Annotated in this window: 15 protein-coding genes and 3 pseudogenes; 13 read left to right on the forward strand and 5 right to left on the reverse strand. The window is 60.4% G+C overall.

The window, feature by feature from the left end:
• Nucleotides 1-121 precede the first annotated feature (121 nt).
• Nucleotides 122-1756: a chaperonin GroEL gene (groL, locus tag RBH71_RS15820; protein ID WP_004432205.1), complete on the reverse strand. Its 1635-nt coding sequence runs from the start codon at nucleotides 1754-1756 to the stop codon at nucleotides 122-124.
• A 74-nt stretch (nucleotides 1757-1830) separates the two neighbouring features.
• A complete protein-coding gene (groES, locus tag RBH71_RS15825) occupies nucleotides 1831-2127 on the reverse strand; it encodes a co-chaperone GroES (protein ID WP_003494080.1) in 297 nt (98 codons plus the stop codon).
• A gap of 368 nt (nucleotides 2128-2495) precedes the next feature.
• Here groES and RBH71_RS15830 point away from each other — a divergent pair, with 368 nt between their 5' ends.
• The 4 genes from RBH71_RS15830 (at nucleotide 2496) to RBH71_RS15845 (ending at nucleotide 8399) form a co-directional block, all read left to right on the forward strand.
• The gene (locus RBH71_RS15830) at nucleotides 2496-3344 is read left to right on the forward strand and encodes a TIGR01459 family HAD-type hydrolase (RefSeq protein ID WP_004432196.1); all 849 of its coding nucleotides are present in this window, start codon (nucleotides 2496-2498) and stop codon (nucleotides 3342-3344) included.
• Between the two features lie 43 nt (nucleotides 3345-3387).
• The gene (locus RBH71_RS15835; protein WP_004432194.1) at nucleotides 3388-4368 is read left to right on the forward strand and encodes a bifunctional riboflavin kinase/FAD synthetase; all 981 of its coding nucleotides are present in this window, start codon (nucleotides 3388-3390) and stop codon (nucleotides 4366-4368) included.
• 268 nt (nucleotides 4369-4636) lie between these two features.
• Nucleotides 4637-7540 carry an isoleucine--tRNA ligase gene (gene ileS / locus RBH71_RS15840; protein WP_323687411.1) on the forward strand — a complete coding sequence of 968 codons (2904 nt, stop codon included), beginning with the start codon at nucleotides 4637-4639 and terminating at the stop codon, nucleotides 7538-7540.
• 205 nt (nucleotides 7541-7745) lie between these two features.
• Nucleotides 7746-8399: a hypothetical protein gene (locus RBH71_RS15845; RefSeq protein ID WP_323687412.1), complete on the forward strand. Its 654-nt coding sequence runs from the start codon at nucleotides 7746-7748 to the stop codon at nucleotides 8397-8399.
• A 52-nt stretch (nucleotides 8400-8451) separates the two neighbouring features.
• On the opposite strand, the gene RBH71_RS15850 is transcribed toward RBH71_RS15845, so the two are convergent.
• Nucleotides 8452-8910 carry a nucleoside deaminase gene (locus tag RBH71_RS15850; RefSeq protein ID WP_004432187.1) on the reverse strand — a complete coding sequence of 153 codons (459 nt, stop codon included), beginning with the start codon at nucleotides 8908-8910 and terminating at the stop codon, nucleotides 8452-8454.
• A gap of 71 nt (nucleotides 8911-8981) precedes the next feature.
• Here RBH71_RS15850 and RBH71_RS15855 point away from each other — a divergent pair.
• The 3 genes and pseudogenes from RBH71_RS15855 to RBH71_RS15865 all read left to right on the forward strand — a co-directional run bounded on the left by RBH71_RS15855 (nucleotide 8982) and on the right by RBH71_RS15865 (nucleotide 12613).
• Nucleotides 8982-10959 (forward strand): annotated as a pseudogene (locus RBH71_RS15855) (pseudouridine synthase).
• Nucleotides 10940-11497 carry a 16S rRNA (guanine(966)-N(2))-methyltransferase RsmD gene (gene rsmD, locus RBH71_RS15860; RefSeq protein WP_004432183.1) on the forward strand — a complete coding sequence of 186 codons (558 nt, stop codon included), beginning with the start codon at nucleotides 10940-10942 and terminating at the stop codon, nucleotides 11495-11497. The pseudogene RBH71_RS15855 and the gene rsmD overlap by 20 nt, the downstream one beginning before the upstream one ends.
• 189 nt (nucleotides 11498-11686) lie before the next feature.
• A complete protein-coding gene (locus RBH71_RS15865) occupies nucleotides 11687-12613 on the forward strand; it encodes a patatin-like phospholipase family protein (RefSeq protein WP_004432181.1) in 927 nt (308 codons plus the stop codon).
• 42 nt (nucleotides 12614-12655) lie between these two features.
• On the opposite strand, the pseudogene RBH71_RS15870 reads toward RBH71_RS15865, so the two are convergent.
• Nucleotides 12656-14485, reverse strand: a pseudogene (locus tag RBH71_RS15870) (monovalent cation:proton antiporter-2 (CPA2) family protein).
• A gap of 116 nt (nucleotides 14486-14601) precedes the next feature.
• On the opposite strand from RBH71_RS15870, the gene RBH71_RS15875 reads away from it, so the two are divergent.
• The 6 genes and pseudogenes from RBH71_RS15875 to lpxK all read left to right on the forward strand — a co-directional run bounded on the left by RBH71_RS15875 (nucleotide 14602) and on the right by lpxK (nucleotide 20624).
• Complete coding sequence (locus RBH71_RS15875) at nucleotides 14602-15948, forward strand: TldD/PmbA family protein (RefSeq protein WP_323687413.1); 1347 nt, start codon at nucleotides 14602-14604, stop codon at nucleotides 15946-15948.
• 93 nt (nucleotides 15949-16041) lie between these two features.
• Nucleotides 16042-16846 (forward strand): annotated as a pseudogene (locus RBH71_RS15880) (3'(2'),5'-bisphosphate nucleotidase CysQ).
• Between the two features lie 58 nt (nucleotides 16847-16904).
• Entirely contained in the window at nucleotides 16905-17144 is a 240-nt protein-coding gene (locus RBH71_RS15885; protein ID WP_019564234.1) for a DUF4170 domain-containing protein, read from the forward strand.
• Nucleotides 17145-17359: 215 nt separating this feature from the next.
• Nucleotides 17360-18682 (forward strand): lipid IV(A) 3-deoxy-D-manno-octulosonic acid transferase, encoded by a 1323-nt coding sequence (waaA, locus tag RBH71_RS15890; RefSeq protein ID WP_004432170.1) that lies wholly within the window; start codon nucleotides 17360-17362, stop codon nucleotides 18680-18682.
• The gene (locus tag RBH71_RS15895) at nucleotides 18676-19413 is read left to right on the forward strand and encodes an HAD family hydrolase (RefSeq protein WP_004432167.1); all 738 of its coding nucleotides are present in this window, start codon (nucleotides 18676-18678) and stop codon (nucleotides 19411-19413) included. The genes waaA and RBH71_RS15895 overlap by 7 nt, the downstream gene beginning before the upstream one ends.
• A gap of 164 nt (nucleotides 19414-19577) precedes the next feature.
• Entirely contained in the window at nucleotides 19578-20624 is a 1047-nt protein-coding gene (gene lpxK, locus RBH71_RS15900) for a tetraacyldisaccharide 4'-kinase (RefSeq protein ID WP_003519054.1), read from the forward strand.
• 130 nt (nucleotides 20625-20754) lie between these two features.
• On the opposite strand, the gene RBH71_RS15905 is transcribed toward lpxK, so the two are convergent.
• A complete protein-coding gene (locus tag RBH71_RS15905; RefSeq protein ID WP_003519053.1) occupies nucleotides 20755-20976 on the reverse strand; it encodes a DUF2093 domain-containing protein in 222 nt (73 codons plus the stop codon).
• Nucleotides 20977-20986 lie beyond the last annotated feature (10 nt).

The following is a 20986-nucleotide window of genomic DNA, read 5'->3' on the forward strand; positions in this document are numbered from 1 at the left end:
GATTAGAAGTCAATGCCGCCCGTCTGGCGCGGTTGCGACGCCAGATCACCAAAAGGCATGGGCGGCAACGAAAAAAGGGCGATCCGAAGACCGCCCTTTCGTATTCCAGTGACAGGACTGATTAAAAGTCCATGCCGCCCATGCCGCCGCCAGGCATCTGGGGCATTGCCGATTCCTTCTTAGGAAGTTCGGCGATCATGGCTTCGGTGGTGATCAGCAGCGAAGCAACCGAAGCTGCGTTCTGCAGAGCCGTGCGAACAACCTTGACCGGGTCGACGATGCCGAGCTGGATCAGGTCGCCATATTCGCCGGTCTGGGCGTTGTAGCCGTAGTTGTCTTCGTTCCGGTCGAGGATCTTGCCAACAACGATGGAAGCTTCGTCACCTGCGTTTTCTGCAATCTGGCGAACCAGAGACTGCAGAGCCTTGCGGACGATGTTGATGCCGGCTTCCTGGTCGTCGTTCTCACCCTTGACGGTGATCTTCGTGGAAGAACGCAGCAGGGCAACGCCGCCGCCCGGTACGATGCCTTCCTGAACAGCAGCGCGCGTCGCGTTGAGAGCGTCGTCGATGCGGTCCTTCTTTTCCTTCACTTCAACTTCCGTCGAACCGCCAACGCGGATCACGGCAACGCCGCCAGCGAGCTTGGCAAGACGTTCCTGCAGCTTTTCGCGGTCGTAGTCGGAAGTGGTTTCTTCGATCTGCGCCTTGATCTGGGCAACACGGCCTTCGATGTCGGACTTCTGGCCAGCACCATCAACGATCGTGGTGTTTTCCTTGGAGATCGAAACCTTCTTCGACTTGCCGAGCATGTCGAGGGTAACGCTTTCGAGCTTGATGCCGAGATCTTCGGAAATGACGGTACCACCGGTCAGGATGGCGATGTCTTCCAGCATGGCCTTGCGGCGATCGCCGAAGCCAGGAGCCTTGACGGCAGCGATCTTGAGGCCGCCACGCAGCTTGTTGACGACGAGCGTTGCAAGGGCTTCGCCTTCTACGTCTTCAGCGATGATGACGAGCGGCTTGCCGGTCTGAACGACAGCTTCGAGAACAGGCAGCATGGCCTGGAGGTTCGAAAGCTTCTTTTCGTGCAGAAGGATGTATGCGTCTTCGAGGTCCGCAACCATCTTTTCCGGGTTGGTCACGAAGTAAGGCGACAGGTAGCCGCGGTCGAACTGCATGCCTTCGACGACTTCGAGTTCGGTTTCAGCGGTCTTGGCTTCTTCAACGGTGATGACGCCTTCGTTGCCGACGCGCTGCATTGCTTCAGCAATGTCGAGACCGATCTGACGCTCGCCGTTTGCAGAGATCGTGCCGACCTGTGCAACTTCTTCCGAAGTGTTGATCTTCTTGGCCTTGGCCTGAAGGTCCTTGACGACTTCAGCAACGGCCAGATCGATACCGCGCTTGAGGTCCATCGGGTTCATGCCGGCAGCAACTGCCTTTGCACCTTCGCGAACGATGGCCTGGGCCAGAACCGTTGCGGTGGTGGTGCCGTCACCGGCGATGTCGTTGGTCTTGGAGGCAACTTCGCGAACGAGCTGTGCGCCCATGTTCTCGAACTTGTCTTCGAGTTCGATTTCCTTGGCGACCGAAACGCCGTCCTTGGTGATGCGCGGTGCGCCGAAGGACTTGTCGATAACGACGTTACGACCCTTCGGGCCGAGGGTGACCTTCACTGCATCAGCGAGAATGTCGACGCCCTTGAGCATCTTTTCGCGCGCTGTGCGGCCGAATTTGACTTCTTTGGCTGCCATTTTCAAAACTCCTGGTTTCGAATGGCCGGACGGGGTCCGGCTTGAAATTTAAGGAAACGATGGGTGCGGCGAAATCAGCCGATGATACCCATGATGTCGGCTTCCTTCATGATCAGAAGGTCTTCGCCGTCGAGCTTGACTTCGGTGCCCGACCACTTGCCGAACAGGACGCGATCGCCAACCTTGACGTCGAGAGCGACGACCTTGCCGGCCTCATCGCGAGCGCCGGAACCGACGGCGACGATTTCGCCTTCCTGCGGCTTTTCCTTGGCGGTATCGGGAATGATGATGCCGCCCTTGGTCTTTGCTTCGGACTCAACGCGACGAACGACGACGCGATCATGAAGCGGGCGGAAATTGGTGCTTGTCATTGCCTAATCCCTCGATCAAATGACTTCAGGAACCTTTTGAAGGTTCACGTGATGGGTGTTAGCACTCCTCTTGTTGGAGTGCCAGCAAAGCCGAGATAAGGAGGCGTCCCCCGGAGTCAAGAACGCACTGCCGGAAAAATTTCACGGCCTATGGTTACCAGCGTTCCATGACAGAAAATTTCCACGCTCTGACGGGCGCGGACAAATCGCTCTTTTTCAGGCAACCTTCGTTTTCGGCGTAGAGGGGTTTTATGTTCGGATGGTGGCCGGTGGTCCGGAGGCGGGCCTGGCACCGCTTTTTTCCTTGCCATCGGCGTCCTGCTTTGCCATGTGACGCACACCCTTTTTTCGCACCCGGAAAGCATATCATGGCCCATCGCATTCTCACCCTCGGCGAAATCACTGATGGGTTCGACGTTGTTCTTTCGGATGTCTGGGGCGTGCTGCATAATGGCGTTAGCGCTTTCCCGGATGCGGCGGTTGCGCTGCACGACGCGCGCAAGGCCGGCAAGACCGTGGTGCTCATCACCAATTCGCCGCGTCCGGCCCCCGGTGTCATCGCCCAGCTTCGCGTTCTCGGCGTGCCGGATGAGGCCTATGACCGCATCATCACATCGGGCGACGTAACCCGCGGCCTGATCGCGGAAGGCCCGAGAAAAGTCTTTCTGCTCGGCCCCGAGCGGGACATGCCGCTGCTGGAAGGTCTCGATGTCGAACGGGTCGGCGAGGCGGAAGCGGAATCCGTCGTCTGCACCGGTTTCTTCGATGACGAGACGGAAACGCCGGAAGATTATACGGAAATGCTGAAAGGCTTCATCGCCCGCAAGGCGCCGATGATCTGTGCCAACCCCGATCTGGTGGTAGAGCGCGGCGAGCGCATCATTCCCTGCGCCGGCGCCATGGCCGCATATTACGAACAGCTTGGCGGCGAAGTCCGTATTGCCGGCAAACCGCACGCGCCGATCTATGAAGCCTGCCTTGCGGCGGCGAAAGAAGTGCGCGGCGATTTCCCGAAGGATCGCGTGCTCGCCATCGGCGATGGCATGCCGACGGATGTGAAGGGCGCAATTGCGAGCGGCCTCAACCTTCTTTATATCAGCGGCGGCATTCACGCCGCCGAATATACGCTGAATGGCCAGACGGACGAGGCGCTTCTGAACGCCTATCTGAAGGGGCAGGGCGCGGCTCCCGGCTGGTGGATGCCCCGCCTTGCCTAGGAAACGTCTGGCGTAAGCCGGCGTAAACAATGGATCGACTGCAATGACCGTCTTTCATCGCAATGAAAAAAAGGAGCCGCTGCCTGAAGGCTTGCGCGGCGGCGTCATCGCGATCGGCAATTTCGATGGTGTGCATCGCGGCCACCGCGCCGTTCTGGACCGGGCGCTGGAACTGGCCGAGGCGCGTGGCGTTCCGGCACTGGTGCTGACCTTCGAACCGCATCCCCGTTCCGTCTTCCGCCCCGAAACGCCGGTCTTCCGCCTGACGCCTGCGCCGTTGAAGGCACGTATTCTCGAGGCCATCGGTTTCCGCTCGGTCATCGAATACCCCTTCGACCGCGAGTTTTCGCAGCGCTCGGCGGAAGAGTTCGTCAATTCCATTCTGGTCGACTGGCTGGGCGCCAGCGCCGTCGTCACCGGCTTTGATTTCCATTTCGGCAAGGGCCGCGAAGGTGGCCCGGCATTTCTGATGGCGGCCGGCAAGCGCAACGGCTTCGACGTGACGCTCGTGGATGCCTTTCGCGACGAGGGCGCGGATGTCGTCTCCTCGAGCCGTATCCGCTCGCTTCTGTGCGAAGGAGATGTGGCAGGTGCCGCCGGACAACTCGGGTATCGTTTCACGGTGGAAAGTGAAGTCATCGGCGGCCAGAAGCTGGGGCGAACGCTGGGTTACCCAACGGCCAACATGGCGCTTTCACCCGAAACGGAGCTGAAAGCCGGCATCTATGCCGTGCGGTTCCGCCGCCCCGACGGGGCGATTTACGATGGCGTTGCAAGCTTCGGTTACCGCCCGACGGTCACCGATAACGGTGCGGCCCTTCTGGAAACCTACGTCTTCGATTTTTCCGGTGATCTCTATGGTGAGGTCTGTTCGGTATCCTTCTTCGGGCACCTGCGTGACGAGCTGAAATTTGACGGCTTGGACCCGCTGGTCGCGCAGATCAGGCGGGATGAGGAAGAGGCGCGGGCGATGCTGTCAGGCGTGCGGCCGCTCAGTGAATTGGATGCGAAGATAGCATTTTGAGCGGGCAGATAATCCTGTCCCGGATTGTCGTCGCTTTTCACTTCCTTTTTGCCGGAAAACCGCATAAACAACCGGCCATGTCCCAATACCGGTTGCTGTTTAAAGTTCAGATAGGCCGAATTATTGGCCCGGCCTTCCGCCCGCTCTGAAGAGCCGGAAGGTCCGGGATTTTGGCGCTCGTCATGGCATTTGACATGGCGCTTTCCGTATTTGCCCTCTTTGAAATTGAGACGGCGCGACCGACACGGCGCGCAACAACGGTACAATTATGAGCGACACCGCAGAAAAATTCGACTATTCCTCGACCCTCTATTTGCCGCAGACGGATTTCCCGATGCGTGCCGGCCTGCCGCAGAAAGAACCGGAAACGGTGAAGCGCTGGCAGGAAATGGGGCTGTATAAAAAGCTCCGCGCCTCCGCCGCCGGTCGCGAGAAATTCGTGCTGCATGATGGCCCGCCCTATGCCAACGGCAACATCCACATCGGCCATGCGCTGAACAAGATCCTGAAAGACGTCATCACCCGCTCGTTCCAGATGCGCGGTTACGATGCCAATTACGTGCCCGGCTGGGATTGCCACGGCCTGCCGATCGAATGGAAGATCGAGGAAGCCTACCGCGCCAAGGGCAAGAACAAGGACGAGGTTCCGGTCAACGAATTCCGCAAGGAGTGCCGCGAGTTCGCGGCTGGCTGGATCAAGGTTCAGTCGGAAGAGTTCAAGCGCCTCGGCATCGAGGGTGACTTCGAAAACCCCTACACAACCATGAACTTCCACGCGGAAGCCCGCATCGCCGGCGAACTGCTGAAGATCGCCAAGAGCGGCCAGCTCTATCGCGGTTCCAAACCGATCATGTGGTCGGTTGTCGAGCGCACGGCGCTGGCGGAAGCCGAGGTCGAGTATCACGACGTTGAAAGCGACATGATCTGGGTGAAGTTCCCGGTGAAGGACGCTGCGCCAGCTCTTTCCGGCGTCTCTGTCGTCATCTGGACAACCACGCCGTGGACCATCCCCGGCAACCGCGCCATCGCCTTCTCCTCGCGGGTCGAATATGGCCTGTTCGAAGTCGAAAGCGCGCAGAACGATTTCGGTCCGCAGCCGGGTGAAAAGCTGATCTTCGCCAGAAAGCTTGCCGATGAAGCTGCTGCCAAGGCGAAGGTGACCTTCAAGTTCGTGCGCGATGTGAAAGCTGAAGAACTGGCCGCCATCACCTGCGCCCATCCTTTGGCGTCGCTTGGCTACGATTTCCCGGTTCCGCTTCTCGATGGCGACCACGTCACCGACGATGCAGGCACGGGCTTCGTGCACACCGCCCCGAGCCATGGCCGCGAGGACTTTGACGTCTGGACCGCGCATCAGCGTGAGCTGGAAGCGCGCGGCGTTTCGCCGGCCATCCCGTTCCCCGTTGGCGATGACGGTTTCTACACCGAGGACGCACCCGGTTTCGGCCCGTCTGCCGAAGGCGGCGCGGCCCGCGTCATGGATGATAACGGCAAGAAGGGCGATGCCAACGAGCGCGTCATCAAGGCGCTGATCGCGGCCAACAACCTGTTCGCGCGCGGCCGTCTGAAGCACAGCTATCCGCATAGCTGGCGCTCCAAGAAGCCGGTGATCTTCCGCAACACGCCGCAGTGGTTTGTCTATATGGACAAGGAACTGGGCGACGGCACGACGCTGCGCTCGCGTTCGCTTGATGCCATCGACCAGACCCGTTTCGTTCCGGCATCCGGCCAGAACCGCCTGCGCGCCATGATCGAAGGTCGGCCCGGCTGGGTTCTGTCGCGCCAGCGCAGCTGGGGCGTGCCGATCGCGGTCTTCGCCGACGAGCAGGGTGAGGTTCTGGTCGACGAGGCTGTCAACGCCCGCATCCTCGAGGCCTTCGAGGCTGAAGGTGCGGATGCCTGGTTCGCCGAAGGCGCCAAGGAACGTTTCCTCGGCAATGACCATGACCATGCCAAATGGCAGCAGGTCATGGACATCCTCGATGTGTGGTTCGATAGCGGCTGCACCCATACCTTCACGCTGGAAGACCGCCCGGACATGAAGTGGCCGGCGGATGTCTATCTCGAAGGCTCGGACCAGCATCGCGGCTGGTTCCATTCGTCGCTGCTGGAAAGCTGCGCGACGCGTGGCCGCGCGCCCTATAACGCCGTCGTCACCCATGGCTTCACCATGGACGAGCAGGGCCGCAAGCAGTCCAAGTCTCTCGGCAACGTTGTTGCACCACAGGACGTTATGAAAGAGTCCGGCGCGGATATCCTGCGCCTGTGGGTCATGACGACCGATTACTGGGAAGATCAGCGTCTGGGCAAGGCCATCATCCAGACCAATATCGACGCGTATCGCAAGCTGCGCAACACCGTGCGCTGGATGCTCGGCACGCTTGCCCACGACAAGGGCGAGGAGATCGCCTATGCCGATCTGCCGGAACTGGAAAAGCTGGTACTGCATCGCCTCTCCGAGCTGGATAAGGTCGTGCGCGATGGCTACGACGCCTTCGACTTCAAGAAGATCGCCCGCGCCCTGATCGATTTCGCCAATGTGGAGCTGTCGGCTTTCTACTTCGACATCCGCAAGGACACGCTTTATTGTGACGCGCCGTCGTCGCTGAAGCGCCGTGCATCGCTGTCGGTCATCGCCAAGCTGTTCGATTGCCTCGTCACATGGCTTGCGCCCATGCTGCCCTTCACCACTGAAGAAGCATGGCTTTCGCGCTATCCGGATGCGGAATCGGTGCATCTCGCCCAGTTCCCGGAAATCCCGGCGGAGTGGAACAACGACGCGCTGGAAGCGAAGTGGGAGAAAATCCGCAAGGTCCGCACGGTCGTCACCGGTGCGCTCGAAGTGGAACGCCGTGAAAAGCGTATCGGCTCCTCGCTTGAGGCAGCGCCCGTCGTGCACATTGCCGACGCCGATCTTCTGGCGGCTCTCTCCGGGCAGGATTTTGCCGAAATCTGCATCACCTCGGCCATTTCGGTGGTCGGCGATGAAGGCCCTGCCGATGGCTTCCGCTTGCCGGAGGTCGCAAAGGTCGTGGTCGAGCAGAAGCTGGCGGAAGGCGCAAAATGCGCACGCTCCTGGCGCATCACCACCGATGTCGGTTCCGATCCGGACTATCCGGAGGTTTCGGCCCGTGATGCGGCGGCACTGCGCGAGCTTGCCGCGCTGGGATGATTTAAAGCTGCTGCGCATCGTTCCTGTCGAAAAATCGATTTCGAGTTTCGGGCCGATGCGCGAGGAAAATGGCCGGATGAATTGCGCTTTAGCTCTTCATCCGGTACACCTGCCTGAAAATGGCCGGATTTGCACGGCAATGCGGGCTACAGCCTGCCGAAAGACGATGTCTGGCGCAATGGGACGGACGGCTGGAAGGGTTTCTATGAAGACGATGAAGGCTTTTGGGCAGGATAACGCGCAGGGTTTGAGCATGTTCCGCACGGTTGCAGGTATCACGGCGATAGGCGTGATGCTCAGCGCCTGCACGAGCCCGACCTATGGCACGGGTAAGACGGCGGCAGAACAGCTTGTAGACGACCTCGGCAACGCGACTTCGATCACCGGCAACGATCAGGAAAAACGCAACCTGAAATACAGCCCGCGTCCCGGTCTCGTTGTCCCCGCCCAGTCCCGCGCCGAGCAATTGACGACGCCGCAGCAGAACATGGCGAGCCGCGAAAACAACCCGCAATGGGTCAGATCGCCGGAAGAGACCCGTGAACGCCTGCGTGAAGAGGCGGATGCCAATAAGAACAATCCGCATTACCGCTCACCGCTGCTTGCCGGCAACGGCACGGCCGGCCAGATGACCGAAAGCCAGAAATGGGAAGCCTTCCGCAAGGCCAAGGCAGATGCCCAGGGTGGCTCTGTCGTCAACGCCCAGCGCAAGTTCCTGACCGATCCGCCGCAGGAATATCGTAGCGTTCCGCAGGATCAGCTGACTGACCTCGGTGAGCCGGAGCAGAAGAAGGAAAAGCGCCGTAAGAAAGAAGCGGCGATGGCAAACACCGGCAAACCCTGGTGGAACCCCTTCTGATAAAATGAAGGGCTTATGGCCTGCGGGAAAGATTGCATCTCCCGCCGGCTGCTTATTCGTCGAGACGTTTCTCGCGAAAGAATTTCCGCAGAATTTCAGCACTTTCGCTTTCCGCCAGCCCCGAATACACATCAGGCGCGTGGTGGCATGTCGGCTGGTTGAAGAAGCGCACGCCACTATGCACCGCTCCGCCCTTCGGGTCTTCCGCACCGTAATAGAGACGACGGATGCGGGCAAACGAGATCGCCGCCGCGCACATGGTGCAGGGTTCCAGCGTTACATAGAGATCGGCACCGGGCAGGCGTTCCTGTTCCAGCGCCTCGCAGGCCATGCGGATCACGGCGATTTCGGCATGCGCCGTCACATCGTTCAATTCACGGGTGCGATTGCCGGAACGGGCGATGACGCGACCGTCCATAACCAGGACTGCGCCGATCGGAACCTCCTGCCGCTCACCGGCGGCACGGGCTTCCGCCAGCGCCAGTTCCATGAAATGCGTCCTTTCGGCCATTGCGTTTCAATTTCCTCTTAACCCTTGTGCTTGGACCTGATAGGACAGCCCAAACAACAGGCAAACAGCAAATGACTTTTAAAGACAAGCCGAAGCGTGACGGTGGCAAGACTTTTAGCCGCGACAAGAAGCCGAAAGGCCCCGGCAAGCCCGCCGCAGAGCGTGAAAAGAAACCGGTAGAAGCCAAGGCGGCTCCGGTGCAGGAAGCCGTTATGGGCACCAAGCCAGAGCGCATTTCCAAGATCATGGCGCGCGCCGGCGTTGCCTCGCGCCGCGATATCGAGCGCATGATCATGGAAGGCCGCGTGTCGCTGAACGGCGTCAAGCTGGACACTCCGGTGATGAACGCGACTCTTTCCGACAAGATCGAAGTGGATGGCATGCCCATCCGCGGGGCTGAGCGCACGCGCCTGTGGCTTTACCACAAGCCCGCTGGCCTGGTGACGACCAATTCCGACCCGGAAGGCCGCCCGACCGTTTTCGACAATCTGCCGGGTGAATTGCCGCGTGTGCTCTCTATCGGCCGCCTCGACATCAATACCGAAGGCCTGCTGCTGTTGACCAATGATGGCGGTCTCTCGCGCGTGCTGGAACTGCCGACGACCGGCTGGCTGCGCCGCTACCGCGTGCGCGCCCATGGCGAGGTCGATCAGGCAGCGCTCGACAAGCTGAAGGAAGGCATTGCCGTCGACGGCGTGCTTTATGGCGCTATCGACGCGACGCTCGACCGCACCCAGGGTCACAACGTCTGGATCACCATGGGTCTGCGCGAAGGCAAGAACCGCGAGATCAAGAACGTGCTCGGCGCGCTCGGCCTTGAGGTCAACCGCCTGATCCGTATCTCCTACGGCCCGTTCCAGCTTGGCGATCTGCCTGAAGGCAAGGTGCTTGAAGTGCGTGGCCGCATGCTGCGTGACCAGCTTGGTCCGCGCCTCATCGAACAATCCGGCGCCAATTTCGACGCGCCGATCTACGATGCGCCTGTCGCCGACGATGAAGAAGAAAACACGCCCAAGCGCGCGCCCCGGTCCGAATGGGCAAAGAGCGACGCGCCGGAAGGCAAGGCGCGTTTCGACAGGGCTGCCGGCAAACCGGAAGATCGCCGCGAAAAGGCGCTCGGCCGTCTCGACACCAAGCGCGGTGACAAGCCAGCCGGCAAGTTCGGTGGCAAACCTGCCGGGAAATTCGGCGCGAAAACCCGTGGCGAAGAGGATGGCGAAGAACGCCGCCCCGCCCGCCCGCCCGCGGGCACCAGCCGCACGGCCAATGTCTGGATGGCGCCCGGCGCAAAGCCCACCCGTGATGGCAAGGAGCGGAAGTTTTCTGCCCGCGCGGAAGCGGAAAGCCTGTTCAAGAAGCCATCCGCCCAGGCGGAAGCGCGCCGCAACGTCGTCAGGCATGCCGATTCCGAGGGCGAGTGGATCCGTTCGGATTCCCCGCGCGAAGAGGAAGGCGGTCGTGGACGTGGCGACGGCCCGCGCGGTGGAAAGAGCTTTGGAGATCGCGGCGGGAAATCCTTCGGTGACCGCCCGTTCCGTGACAAGCCACGGGAAGCGGGAGATCGCCCGCGTGGCGACGGTCCTCGCGGCGAGAAGAGCTTCGGAGATCGCACCGCACGCGGTGGAAAACCGTTTGGCGACCGTCCGTTCCGTGACAAGCCACGTGAGGAAGGTGATCGCCCGCGCAGCGACCGCCCCACGCGGCGAGAAGAGCTTCGGAGATCGCACAGCACGTGGTGAGAAACCTTTCGGTGAGCGTCCGTTCCGCGACAAGCCCCGCGAAGACGGTGATCGCCCACGCGGCGACCGGCCTTTCGGTGACAAGCCAAGAGGCGCAAAACCGGGTGGCAAACCCGGCGGCAGGCCCGCATCGGGCAAGCCTTCTTTTGGAAAACCGGGTGAACGTGGCGAACGTTCGGGTTTTTCAGGCAAGGGCAAAGGCCCCGGTGGCGGTAGCGGCCCCGGCGGCGGCAAACCGGGCGGCAAAGGCCCGGGTGGCAAACCTTCTGGTGGCAGGGGAATGACACGTAATGCGGATCGTAGGCGGTGAGTTCCGCGGCCGAAATCTGGCCGCGCCGAAAACAAATTCCATTCGTCCGACAATCGACAGGACACGGGAAAGCCTCTTCAATATTCTAAGCCACGCCTATCCGGAAAGTCTTGACGGTACGCGCGTTCTGGACGTTTTTGCCGGAACGGGCGCGGTCGGGCTGGAGGCGCTTTCGCGTGGCTGTCGTGTGGCGCTCTTCGTCGAAAACGGCGTTGAGGGCAGGGGGCTGTTGTGGGAAAATATCGATGCGCTGGGGCTGCATGGGCGTGCCCGCATCCTGCGGCGTGACGCGACCAAGCTTGGCGGCGTCAACAATATCGAGCCCTTCGATCTCCTGTTCGCCGATCCGCCCTATGGCCAGGGCCACGGGGAGAAGGCATTTGCTGCTGCCCATGCTGGCGGCTGGCTGGCCCCCGGTGCGCTCGCCATTCTGGAAGAGCGCGGCGATGTTGTGGTCAATGTCGAGCCGGTGTTTAAACCGCTCGAAAGCCGCATCTTCGGCGACTCGAAAATGCACTTCTACCGCTACGAGCCCTAGAGCATTTCCAGCAAAAAGGGCCCCCGGTTTCCGTGCGGAAATGCCGCAAAACAAAGAGTTAGAGTGTTTTCGCGATTTGAAGAAAAGCGAAAACGCTCTGACGGCAGCACTTTCCCGTCACGTCACGGTCTTGTCTTGTTTGCCGAATAGGCAGAGGCTTTGCCGTGGAAAGGGTCTTGGGTATTTGGCATGGAGCAGGGTGTAAACGACAGCGTCACAATGGTTCACGCCGGGCAAGAGGCAATCGATGCCAGCCGCGAGAGCGGTCATGAGCCGACATTCGGCCTGGCGCTCGGCGGCGGTGGCGCACGCGGCATCTGCCACATCAACGTTATCGAGGCATTCGACGAACTAGGCATTCGCCCGGTCGCGCTTTCCGGCTCCTCCATCGGCTCCATCATCGCAGCAGGCATGGCGGCCGGCATGAGCGGCAAGGAAATCCGCGAATATACGCTTGAACTCATGGGGCGGAAGGGTTCGGTCGCCAACCGTCTCTGGAGCCTAGGCCCCGCATCCATGCGCCATGCGGTCGATGGCTTTCGTCTTGGCCAGTTCAATCTCGAACTCATTCTGCACGCCTTGATGCCGCAAGCCCTGCCGAAGGATTTTTCCGAACTTGCCATTCCCCTGAAAGTGGTGACCACGGATTATTATGCGCAGACCGAAGTGGTGGTGGAAACCGGCGAGATCATCCAGGCGCTGGCGGCTTCTGCGGCTATTCCGGCTCTATTCATGCCGGTGCGTGTCAACGGCCGCATCATGATCGATGGCGGCATCTTCAATCCTGTGCCCTATGAGCATCTGATGGATCAGGCCGATATCATCGTCGGCATCAATGTGGTTGGCGGCCCTGAAGGTGATGGCACCACCATGCCGAACCGGCTGGACAGCCTGTTCGGCGCCAGTCAGCTGATGATGCAGGCGGCCATTGCCCTGAAACTCAGATTGCGCCCGCCGCATATTTTCCTGCGCCCACCGGTGCACCGTTTCGGCGTGCTGGATTTCCTCAAATCGGAAGAAGTGCTGAACGCTTCCGCCGGGATCAAGGATGATCTGAAACGGCAGATCGAAATGCAGGTGGAACTGTTCCATCGCGGGCAGGGCGTGGAGGCTTGAGCGGTACTCCTTGAGTATTCGCTATGGGCGAGCGCGTGCCGCTTAGTGGGTGACTGCTATTTCACCCTCGTCTTCGTCCTCTTCTTCCTCGCGCTTTTCCACCTTGTTCTTCGGCTTCATCAGTGGCTCAGGCTTCACTTCGCGCACCGGCTTGTTGTGCAGCATCTGCCTGCCGGCGGCGAGCCCTTCCACGGCCTGTAGCTGCAATCTCTCCTCGTCGCGCTCGCGTATGTCGTCGGAAATGGCAAGCGCCCTTTCGCCGTCCATGTCCAGCCCTTCCAGAATGCGGCGGCCAAATAGCAGGCCGGATTCCAGCGTCTCGCGGATTTCGTATTCCACGCCCTTTTTCCTGAGATCGAGGGAATGAATGCGGTCATAGGAGCGGGCATAAATGCGCACGCTTGGAAATTCCGACTGGATCATGTCGATGATGCGGTCGGTGACTTCCTTTTATGGGTGCAGACCGCCACGAGATCGGCGCGCTCTATGCCAGCCGCGATCAACACGTCCTTGCGTGTACCATCGCCAAAAAAGATGCGGAAACCGAAGCGGGAAGCCTGACGTACACGATCGGCCGAACTGTCGATGACTGTCACGTCGCGCCCACCGGCAAGCAGGATTTGCGAGGCGATCTGGCCGAAGCGCGAAAAGCCGATCATCAGCACATCGGCGCCAGCCCCGTCAAAATCCTCGTCCAGCGTGTCCTCATCGGCATCCTCCGCCGTCAGCCGGCGAGAAACCACTGCCAGCAGCGGCGTCAGCGCCATGGAAAGCGTCACGATGGCGACAAGGATGGAAGCCGTCGCCTGCGGAAACAGGCGGGAGGCGGCGGCAGTGGAAAACAGCACGAAACCGAATTCGCCGCCCTGCGCCAGCAGTAGCGCGATACGGCTCGATGCATAACGGGACGAACCGGCGATGCGGCACAGCCCATAGATTACGGCCGCCTTCACAGCCATCATCGCCGGCACGGCGATCAGGATGAGAAGAATGTGCTCGTAGACGATGTTGATGTGCAGCGACATGCCGACAGCCATGAAGAACAGCGCCAGAAACAGCCCGCGAAACGGCTCGATATCGGCTTCCAGCTCGTGCCGATAAGAAGATTCCGACAGCATCAGCCCGGCCAGCAGCGCACCCATGCCCATCGAAAGCCCAACCGCCTCCATGATGGCGGCAGCACCGATGACGACGAAGAGGGCGGCGGCGATCATCACCTCCCGCGCACCCGTGCGGGCGATGATCTGGAACATCGGCGTCAGCAGATAACGCCCGGCCAACACCATGCCCGCCACCGCGACAACGGAGGCGACGAGATCGTAGGCCATCGAATCCGTCGGCACGTCCGGGCGGTTGGAAAGAATGGTGACAAGGGCGAGAAGCGGTACGATGGCGAGATCCTGAAACAGCAGGATCGAGAAGGACCGGTTGCCATGCCGCGTATTCATGTCGCCATCGTCTTCAAGAATCTGTAACGCAAAGGCGGTGGAGGAGAGTGCAAGGCCGAAACCCGCAACGAGGCTGCCACGCGCGTCGATCAGTCCGGCCCACCAAGCAATCAATGCCAGCACGCTGCCCGTCACCAGCACCTGCGCCAGCCCCAGCCCTAAAATATCGCGCCGCATCTGCCATATGCGCGATGGCTTGAGTTCGAGGCCGATGATGAAGAGCAGGAAAACCACGCCCCAGTTCCGAGACGTTGAAGATATCTTTCGCGTCCGTCACCAGATGCAGGAACGGCCCGATGACGATGCCCGCCACCAGATAACCGAGCACGGTGCCAAGGCCGAGTTTGCGGAAAATCGACGCCGCGATGACAGCGCCGGCCAGAAGCAGCAAGGGTTCGGAAAAGAGAGCGTCGTGCTCGGTCATGCTGGCTGACTTTCGAATATGGTGGCGACAAAGCCTTGTCGATGGAGAAAGCGGCGTTTCGCCCTTGATGCGGGGTTGATGGCACAATAAATGGAACAGGAATGAAAGGCCAACTCATGTCCTCAGAAATAGATTCTTCCAAACTTCTCGATCGCGCCAGCGAGCTTGTCGATCTTGCCCGTGCTGCAGGCGCGGATGAGGCGGATGCCGTCGTCGTCCGCTCTCGCTCGCAATCGGTCGGCGTGCGGCTTGGCAAGGTGGAAAGTACCGGATCCTCCGAAAGCGATGATTTTTCGCTTCGCGTTTTCGTCGGGCGGCGGGTGGCGAGCGTTTCGGCCAATCCCGGCTTCGACCTGAAGACCCTGGCGGAACGGGCGGTGGCCATGGCGAAGGTTTCGCCGGAAGACCCCTTCGCCTGCCTGGCAGACAAGGAACGGCTCGCAACCTCCTACGACGATCTCGAGCTTTTCGATGCGACCGAGGTCTCTACTGATCAATTGCGTGAGGCAGCGCTCGCCTCGGAAGAGGCGGCGCTTGCCGTCAAGGGCGTCAGCAATTCCTCCGGTGCTGGCGCATCGAGCGGCATGGGCGGCCTCGTCCTCGCCACCTCGCACGGTTTTTCCGGCAGCTACATGGGCAGCCGTTTCAGCCGTTCCGTCAGTGTCATCGCCGGCGAGGGCACGAAGATGGAGCGCGACTACGATTTCGACAGCCGCCTCTATTACGCTGATCTGGATGCAGCCGAAGAGATCGGCCGCCGCGCCGGCGAAAAAGTCGTGCGGCGGGTCGGCCCGCGTCAGGTCGATACCGGCAGCAATATTACCGTGGTTTTTGATCCCCGCATCGCGCGCGGTTTCGTCGGCGCCATTGCCGGCGCGATCAATGGCGCTTCCGTTGCCCGCAAGACCAGCTTCCTGCGCGACAGGATGGGGCAGCAGGTTCTGAAAAAGGGCCTTTATCTGACGGACGATCCGCAGATCGTTCGTGGCCCCTCGTCGCGTCCTTTCGATGGCGAGGGTGTCCGGGGCGAGAAGATGACGATGATCGAGGACGGGGTGCTGAAGCATTGGTTCCTCTCTACCTCGGCAGCGCGTGAACTCGGCCTTGAAACCAACGGTCGCGGCGTGCGCGGTGGCACTTCGGTATCGCCGTCCTCAACCAATCTTGCGCTGGAGCCAGGCGATATTTCGCCCGAAGATCTGCTGAGGGACGTCGGAACCGGCTTTTACGTCACCGAACTGATTGGCCATGGCGCCAATATGCTCACCGGTGAATATAGCTGCGGTGCGAGCGGCTTCTGGATCGAGAATGGTGAAAAATCCTTCGCGGTTTCCGAGGTCACCATCGCTTCGAACCTGAAGGACATGTTCATGCGTGTCACGCCGGCTAACGATATCGACCGCAAATATGGTGTCGCAGCACCGACACTTGCTATCGAAGGCATGACGATCGCGGGCAAGTGAGGCGACCTGCGGGTTGTTTTCGCCAGCACTTTGTGTGCAAGTGCGAAGGGAAAAACAGGCGCGCCGTATGAGGCGCGCGGAAAAGACGGCAAAATGAACGATATGGCTGAGGCCCGCTGGGCTTCCGATCTGAGGCTGGTCCTCGAAGCCGCACGCAAGGCGGGCGAGACGGCCCTCGGTTTCTTCCGCAAGGACCCCGAGGTCTGGTGGAAGAATGGCGGGCTTTCACCGGTCAGCGCGGCCGATTACGCGGCAAACGAAATTCTCGAAACCATCCTGCGTACCGCCCGGCCGGAATATGGCTGGCTGTCGGAAGAGACGGATGACGATACGACAAGGCTGGCCCGCTCCACCGTCTTCGTCATCGATCCCATCGACGGAACGCGCCTTCATCGGTGGGCGGGATACCTGGTGCGTCAGCGTCGCGGTGGTGCATGAGGGCCGACCCGTCGTTGCCGCCCTTGTTGCGCCTGCACTCGCAGAGGAATTCACCGCACTTGAAGGCGGCGAAGCGCTGAAGAATGGCAAGCCGATTTCAGCCGCCCGTGAAAACACCGGCGTCTTCCATCTGGCCGCACCTGAAGACGTGATTACGCATCTGCCGGAAGAGGTGCGCAGCACCGTCAAGCGCATTCCGCATGTGCCCTCGCTCGCCTACCGGCTGGCGATGGTGGCGGATGGCCGCATCGATGGAACACTGGTCAAGGCGAACTCGCACGAGTGGGATCTGGCCGCCGCAGACCTTATCCTCGAAAGGGCAGGCGGCAGTCTGGTCGGACTTGATGGAAAACCCCTGATGTATAATCGCCGCGAGGTAAACCACCCCGCATTGTGCGCTGCAGCAGAATATGCGCTTCCCGCGCTTTTGAAAGCGTTTTCACATCTGTCCGATGGTTGACGTTTGCCCGGAAATCCCGCAGATGAGGGGCTCTCAGAGCTTAAGAAAGAGACAAGACATGACGGAATCTGGCAAACAGAAACAGCTGCTGCACCTTGTGTTCGGCGGCGAACTGGAAAATCTTCAGGATGTTCAGTTCCGGGATTTGAATGCGCTCGATATCGTCGGCATCTATCCTGACTACGCTTCCGCGCTGACCGCGTGGAGATCCAAGGCGCAGATGACTGTTGATAACGCCCATATGCGTTATTTTATCGTGCATATGCACCGTCTTCTCAATCCCGACGATAAAAATTGAGTCCTTTTGCCCTTGCGTTGTAATACTATTGGGTGAAGGCGAGTTTTCCCGTGATTCCTGCCCGGAATGGCAGGCAGGAAATTCGGTTGCGAGAAAACGTGATCGCGCTTTTGTTTCCGATGATAAAAAATGACGCAATTTGAGAAGAAGTAGGCGGCGATAACAACAAAGAACAGGGGCAGGGCATTGCGCGGAATGATCAAGGGCAGAATGTCATGAGCAGCCGTATCGCACGTTTCGCTCTTTCCGGTTACAGGATTGCCGGTATCGCCGCTTATCCGTTTGCACGGCCTTATCTTTCCTATCGGGCCGCAAAGGGCAAGGAAGACAAGCGCCGCCGTCTAGAACGTTTCGGATACGCCAGCGCGGAGCGCCCCCGTGGCCCGCTCGTCTGGTTCCATGCCGCAAGTGTCGGCGAAACGCTCGCCCTCATTCCGCTGATCCGCGAAATACGCAAGCGCGATATCTTCGTGCTTTTGACCACAGGCACCGTCACCTCGGCCGAGCTGACCCGTACCCGGCTTGGCGATGATGTGATCCACCAATATGTGCCGCTCGACATCAAGATCGCGGTCAACCGTTTCCTCGCCTACTGGGCACCGGATGCCGCCATCACCGCTGAATCAGAAATCTGGCCGGTGACGATGATGGAGCTGGAGCGCCGGCACATTCCGCAGATCCGGGTGAATGCGCGGCTCTCAGACCGTTCCTTCGACCGCTGGAACAACCGGCACGACATTGCGGAATCGCTGTTCTCCAAGCTGGCGCTGGTGGTTGCGCAATCCGATGTCGATGCTGAACGCTTCCGTGATCTCGGCTCCTGGCCGGTGGTTATATCCGGCAACCTCAAGGGCGATACGGATCCGCCGCCTTGCGACGAAGCTCTGCTCGAGCACTATCGCAGGCAGATCGGCACCCGCAAGACATGGGCGGCGATCTCCACCTTCGACGGTGAAGAGAAGGCAGCAGCCACCGTGCATGCGGCGATCAAGTCGCGCAACGGTCAATTGACCATCATCGTGCCGCGCCACCCCGAGCGCGGCGACGACGTGGAAGCCATGCTGAAGGGCATGGGGTTGACCGTGGCGCGCAGAAGTCGCAACGACGTGATCACGCCGGAAACCGATATCTTCCTCGGGGATTCCATTGGCGAAATGGGGCTTTACCTGAGGCTCACCGAACTTGCCTTCGTCGGCCGTTCGCTGACGGCCGAGGGTGGGCAGAACCCGCTGGAGCCGGCAATGCTGGGCTGCGCCGTACTGTCAGGCGCGCATGTACAGAATTTCCGCGAGGCCTATCAGAAGCTGATCCGCGCCGGCGGCGGGCGCATCGTCCGCGATGTCGAGATGCTGGCCAAGGCGGTGCATTACCTCTTGGTCAACGACAATGAACGCTACAAGATGATCGATGCCGGCAACCGGGTCATTCAGGACATGCGCGGCGCGCTTTCCGCCACCGTCAAGGCGCTGGAGCCCTACATCAACCCGCTCACAGTCACCGCCAAGCTGCAACCGCGGAGTGCCATCGGTTCATGGTAGCGGATATGGAGATTGATGCGACCCAATCGATTGCCGCAGTCCTTTTCGACAAGGACGGTACGCTGTTGGGTTATGACGCAAGCTGGGGGCCGGTGAACCGTGAACTTGCGGCGATTGGCGCCAAGGGCGATCCCGTTCTTGCGGACCAGCTTCTCGCCGCCTGCGGCATGGATCCGGTTACCGGGCATGTGGTGCCCGACAGTCTTTTGGCTGCCGGCAATACGGCGGAGATAGCTGCCGGTCTCGTCGCCGCCGGTTCGCCTTGCGATGTCGTGGAGTTGACTGCGCGGCTCGACCGGCTATTCACTGAAGCAGCGGATAAATCCGTGCCGGTCACCGATCTCAAGGCATTTTTCGCAAGGCTCAAGGCACGCGGCTACAAGCTTGGCATCGCCTCCAGCGACAACGAAAAATCCATCCGCCAGACGGCGATCCGTTTCGGTTTCGAAAGCGATGTCGATTTCGTCGCGGGTTATGACAGCGGTTACGGCACGAAGCCGCAACCCGGCATGGTTCTCGGTTTCTGCGACGCGATTGGTCTTGCGCCTGCACGCGTGGCAGTGGTCGGCGACAATAATCACGATCTGCACATGGCGAGAAATGCCGGCGCAGGATTGCGCATTGCCGTTCTCACCGGAACCGGCTCGCGCGAAAGCCTTGGCGCCGACGCCCATTATTGTTTCGATGATATTACCGCGCTGGAAACCCTGCTTCCGGAACGCGTTGTTTAGGTCATGTCCCCGCAGTGCGCGCCACTTGTCGCACAAGATGGGAAGAGACAAGCTGCGCATGTATAGCCGGGTTTTGCAATTCAGGGTTTTTTCTGGCAAATACCCATGTGACTTATCGAATTTAAGCGCAATGCCGTGGGTGATGCGGCCGGGAGCAGGCATATATGGTTTCTGAAGCGCCGCCTTTCTGGTGGCAGAAAGCAGGCTGGCAAGCCTGGCTGTTATCACCGTTTTCCCTTCTCTACGGCAATGTTGCCGGCCGGCGGATGCGCACGGCAAAACGGGCGAGCGTTCCCGTTCCGGTCATCTGCATCGGCAACTTCACCGTGGGTGGTGCAGGAAAGACGCCGACCGCAATGGCAATCGCCCGAGCCGCCACCGCAAAGGGCCTGAAACCCGGCTTCCTGAGCCGTGGTTATGGCGGCACACTTGATGTCACCACCCTCGTCGATCCCGCGCAGCACCGCTCCGCTGATGTCGGCGATGAACCCCTGCTGCTTGCCCGCGAGGCGGTGACGGTCATCTCCCGCAAGCGGGTGGAAGGTGCACATCGGCTGGTGAAGGAGGGCGTGGATCTCATCATCATGGATGATGGCTTCCAGAGCGCACGCCTGACGCTGGATTATGCGTTGGTCGTTATCGATACGGTGCGTGGCATCGGCAACGGCCATCTTGTGCCGGGCGGCCCGGTCCGGGCGCCGCTTGCCGAACAGATGCGGCATATGACCGGACTCTTGAAGGTCGGTAACGGCCATGCGGCCGATCCGCTGGTCAGAACCGCGGCAAAGGCCGCCAAACCGGTTTTCGTCGCGGCGATAAAGCCGCAGGAACCGCAGGATTTCAGGGGAAGGCGCGTGCTGGCCTATGCTGGTATCGCCGATCCCGCCAAGTTTTTCCGAACTGTCGAGGGGCTTGGTGGCGAAATCGTGCTGCAGCGCTCCTTTCCTGACCATCACCATTTCAGCGATGACGAGATCGCCGATCTTCTGCAGGACGCGGATAAGGAAAACTTGCAGCTGGTGACAACGGCCAAGGACGCCGTGCGTCTTAACGGGCACCATGGCCGTGCGGAAGAATTGCTGTGGAACAGCCTGGTGATCGAGGTCGACATGGTGTTCGACGATCCCAATGCGGCCACAACGATTATCGAGACGGCGGTGCGGAATTGCCGCGCCCGTTTGCTGCGGGAAAATGCGCGGACGTCAATTTAGAGCATCTCGGAACGCAAGCCGCCGGGCACTCACCCCCTCATTCCTGTGCTTGTCACAGGAATTGAGCAGCCCTCAGCGCGAAAAGAAGAATTCGCACACGCGGCCATTTCGGGCGTGCTTCCGCGCCTGATCAGGCGGGCAAATTACCAGCCTTGCGCTCTGCCTCCAGTGAGGCGCTGGCATCCACATAGGCTTCCTGCCGGGCGACGCTCCAGTAGCGCAGCTCGTCGACCGGAATGGTCTTGCCGGTGATGGCGCATATGACATGCGAGCCAGTCTGCACGATCCGGAAGTCACCGTCGAGATATTCGATGACGGCGATGCGGTTTCCGCCTCCCTCAAATCTGTTCATCCGTTTTCGT

Origin of the sequence: Rhizobium sp. AN68, from assembly GCF_030758035.1 — a bacterium.
Taxonomy (GTDB): domain Bacteria; phylum Pseudomonadota; class Alphaproteobacteria; order Rhizobiales; family Rhizobiaceae; genus Agrobacterium; species Agrobacterium tumefaciens.

What these genes read in the sequence shown, in the direction of transcription:
- RBH71_RS15885 (WP_019564234.1), top strand. Translation starts at nt 16,905, where the DNA reads ATGACGGAATCTGGCAAACAGAAACAGCTGCTGCACCTTGTGTTCGGC.
- RBH71_RS15830 (WP_004432196.1), top strand. Translation starts at nt 2,496, where the DNA reads ATGGCCCATCGCATTCTCACCCTCGGCGAAATCACTGATGGGTTCGAC.
- groL (WP_004432205.1), bottom strand. Translation starts at nt 1,756, where the DNA reads ATGGCAGCCAAAGAAGTCAAATTCGGCCGCACAGCGCGCGAAAAGATG.
- groES (WP_003494080.1), bottom strand. Translation starts at nt 2,127, where the DNA reads ATGACAAGCACCAATTTCCGCCCGCTTCATGATCGCGTCGTCGTTCGT.
- RBH71_RS15905 (WP_003519053.1), bottom strand. Translation starts at nt 20,976, where the DNA reads ATGAACAGATTTGAGGGAGGCGGAAACCGCATCGCCGTCATCGAATAT.
- RBH71_RS15845 (WP_323687412.1), top strand. Translation starts at nt 7,746, where the DNA reads ATGAAGACGATGAAGGCTTTTGGGCAGGATAACGCGCAGGGTTTGAGC.
- waaA (WP_004432170.1), top strand. Translation starts at nt 17,360, where the DNA reads ATGAGCAGCCGTATCGCACGTTTCGCTCTTTCCGGTTACAGGATTGCC.
- RBH71_RS15865 (WP_004432181.1), top strand. Translation starts at nt 11,687, where the DNA reads ATGGAGCAGGGTGTAAACGACAGCGTCACAATGGTTCACGCCGGGCAA.
- lpxK (WP_003519054.1), top strand. Translation starts at nt 19,578, where the DNA reads ATGGTTTCTGAAGCGCCGCCTTTCTGGTGGCAGAAAGCAGGCTGGCAA.
- RBH71_RS15895 (WP_004432167.1), top strand. Translation starts at nt 18,676, where the DNA reads ATGGTAGCGGATATGGAGATTGATGCGACCCAATCGATTGCCGCAGTC.
- ileS (WP_323687411.1), top strand. Translation starts at nt 4,637, where the DNA reads ATGAGCGACACCGCAGAAAAATTCGACTATTCCTCGACCCTCTATTTG.
- RBH71_RS15875 (WP_323687413.1), top strand. Translation starts at nt 14,602, where the DNA reads ATGTCCTCAGAAATAGATTCTTCCAAACTTCTCGATCGCGCCAGCGAG.
- RBH71_RS15850 (WP_004432187.1), bottom strand. Translation starts at nt 8,910, where the DNA reads ATGGCCGAAAGGACGCATTTCATGGAACTGGCGCTGGCGGAAGCCCGT.
- RBH71_RS15835 (WP_004432194.1), top strand. Translation starts at nt 3,388, where the DNA reads ATGACCGTCTTTCATCGCAATGAAAAAAAGGAGCCGCTGCCTGAAGGC.
- rsmD (WP_004432183.1), top strand. Translation starts at nt 10,940, where the DNA reads ATGCGGATCGTAGGCGGTGAGTTCCGCGGCCGAAATCTGGCCGCGCCG.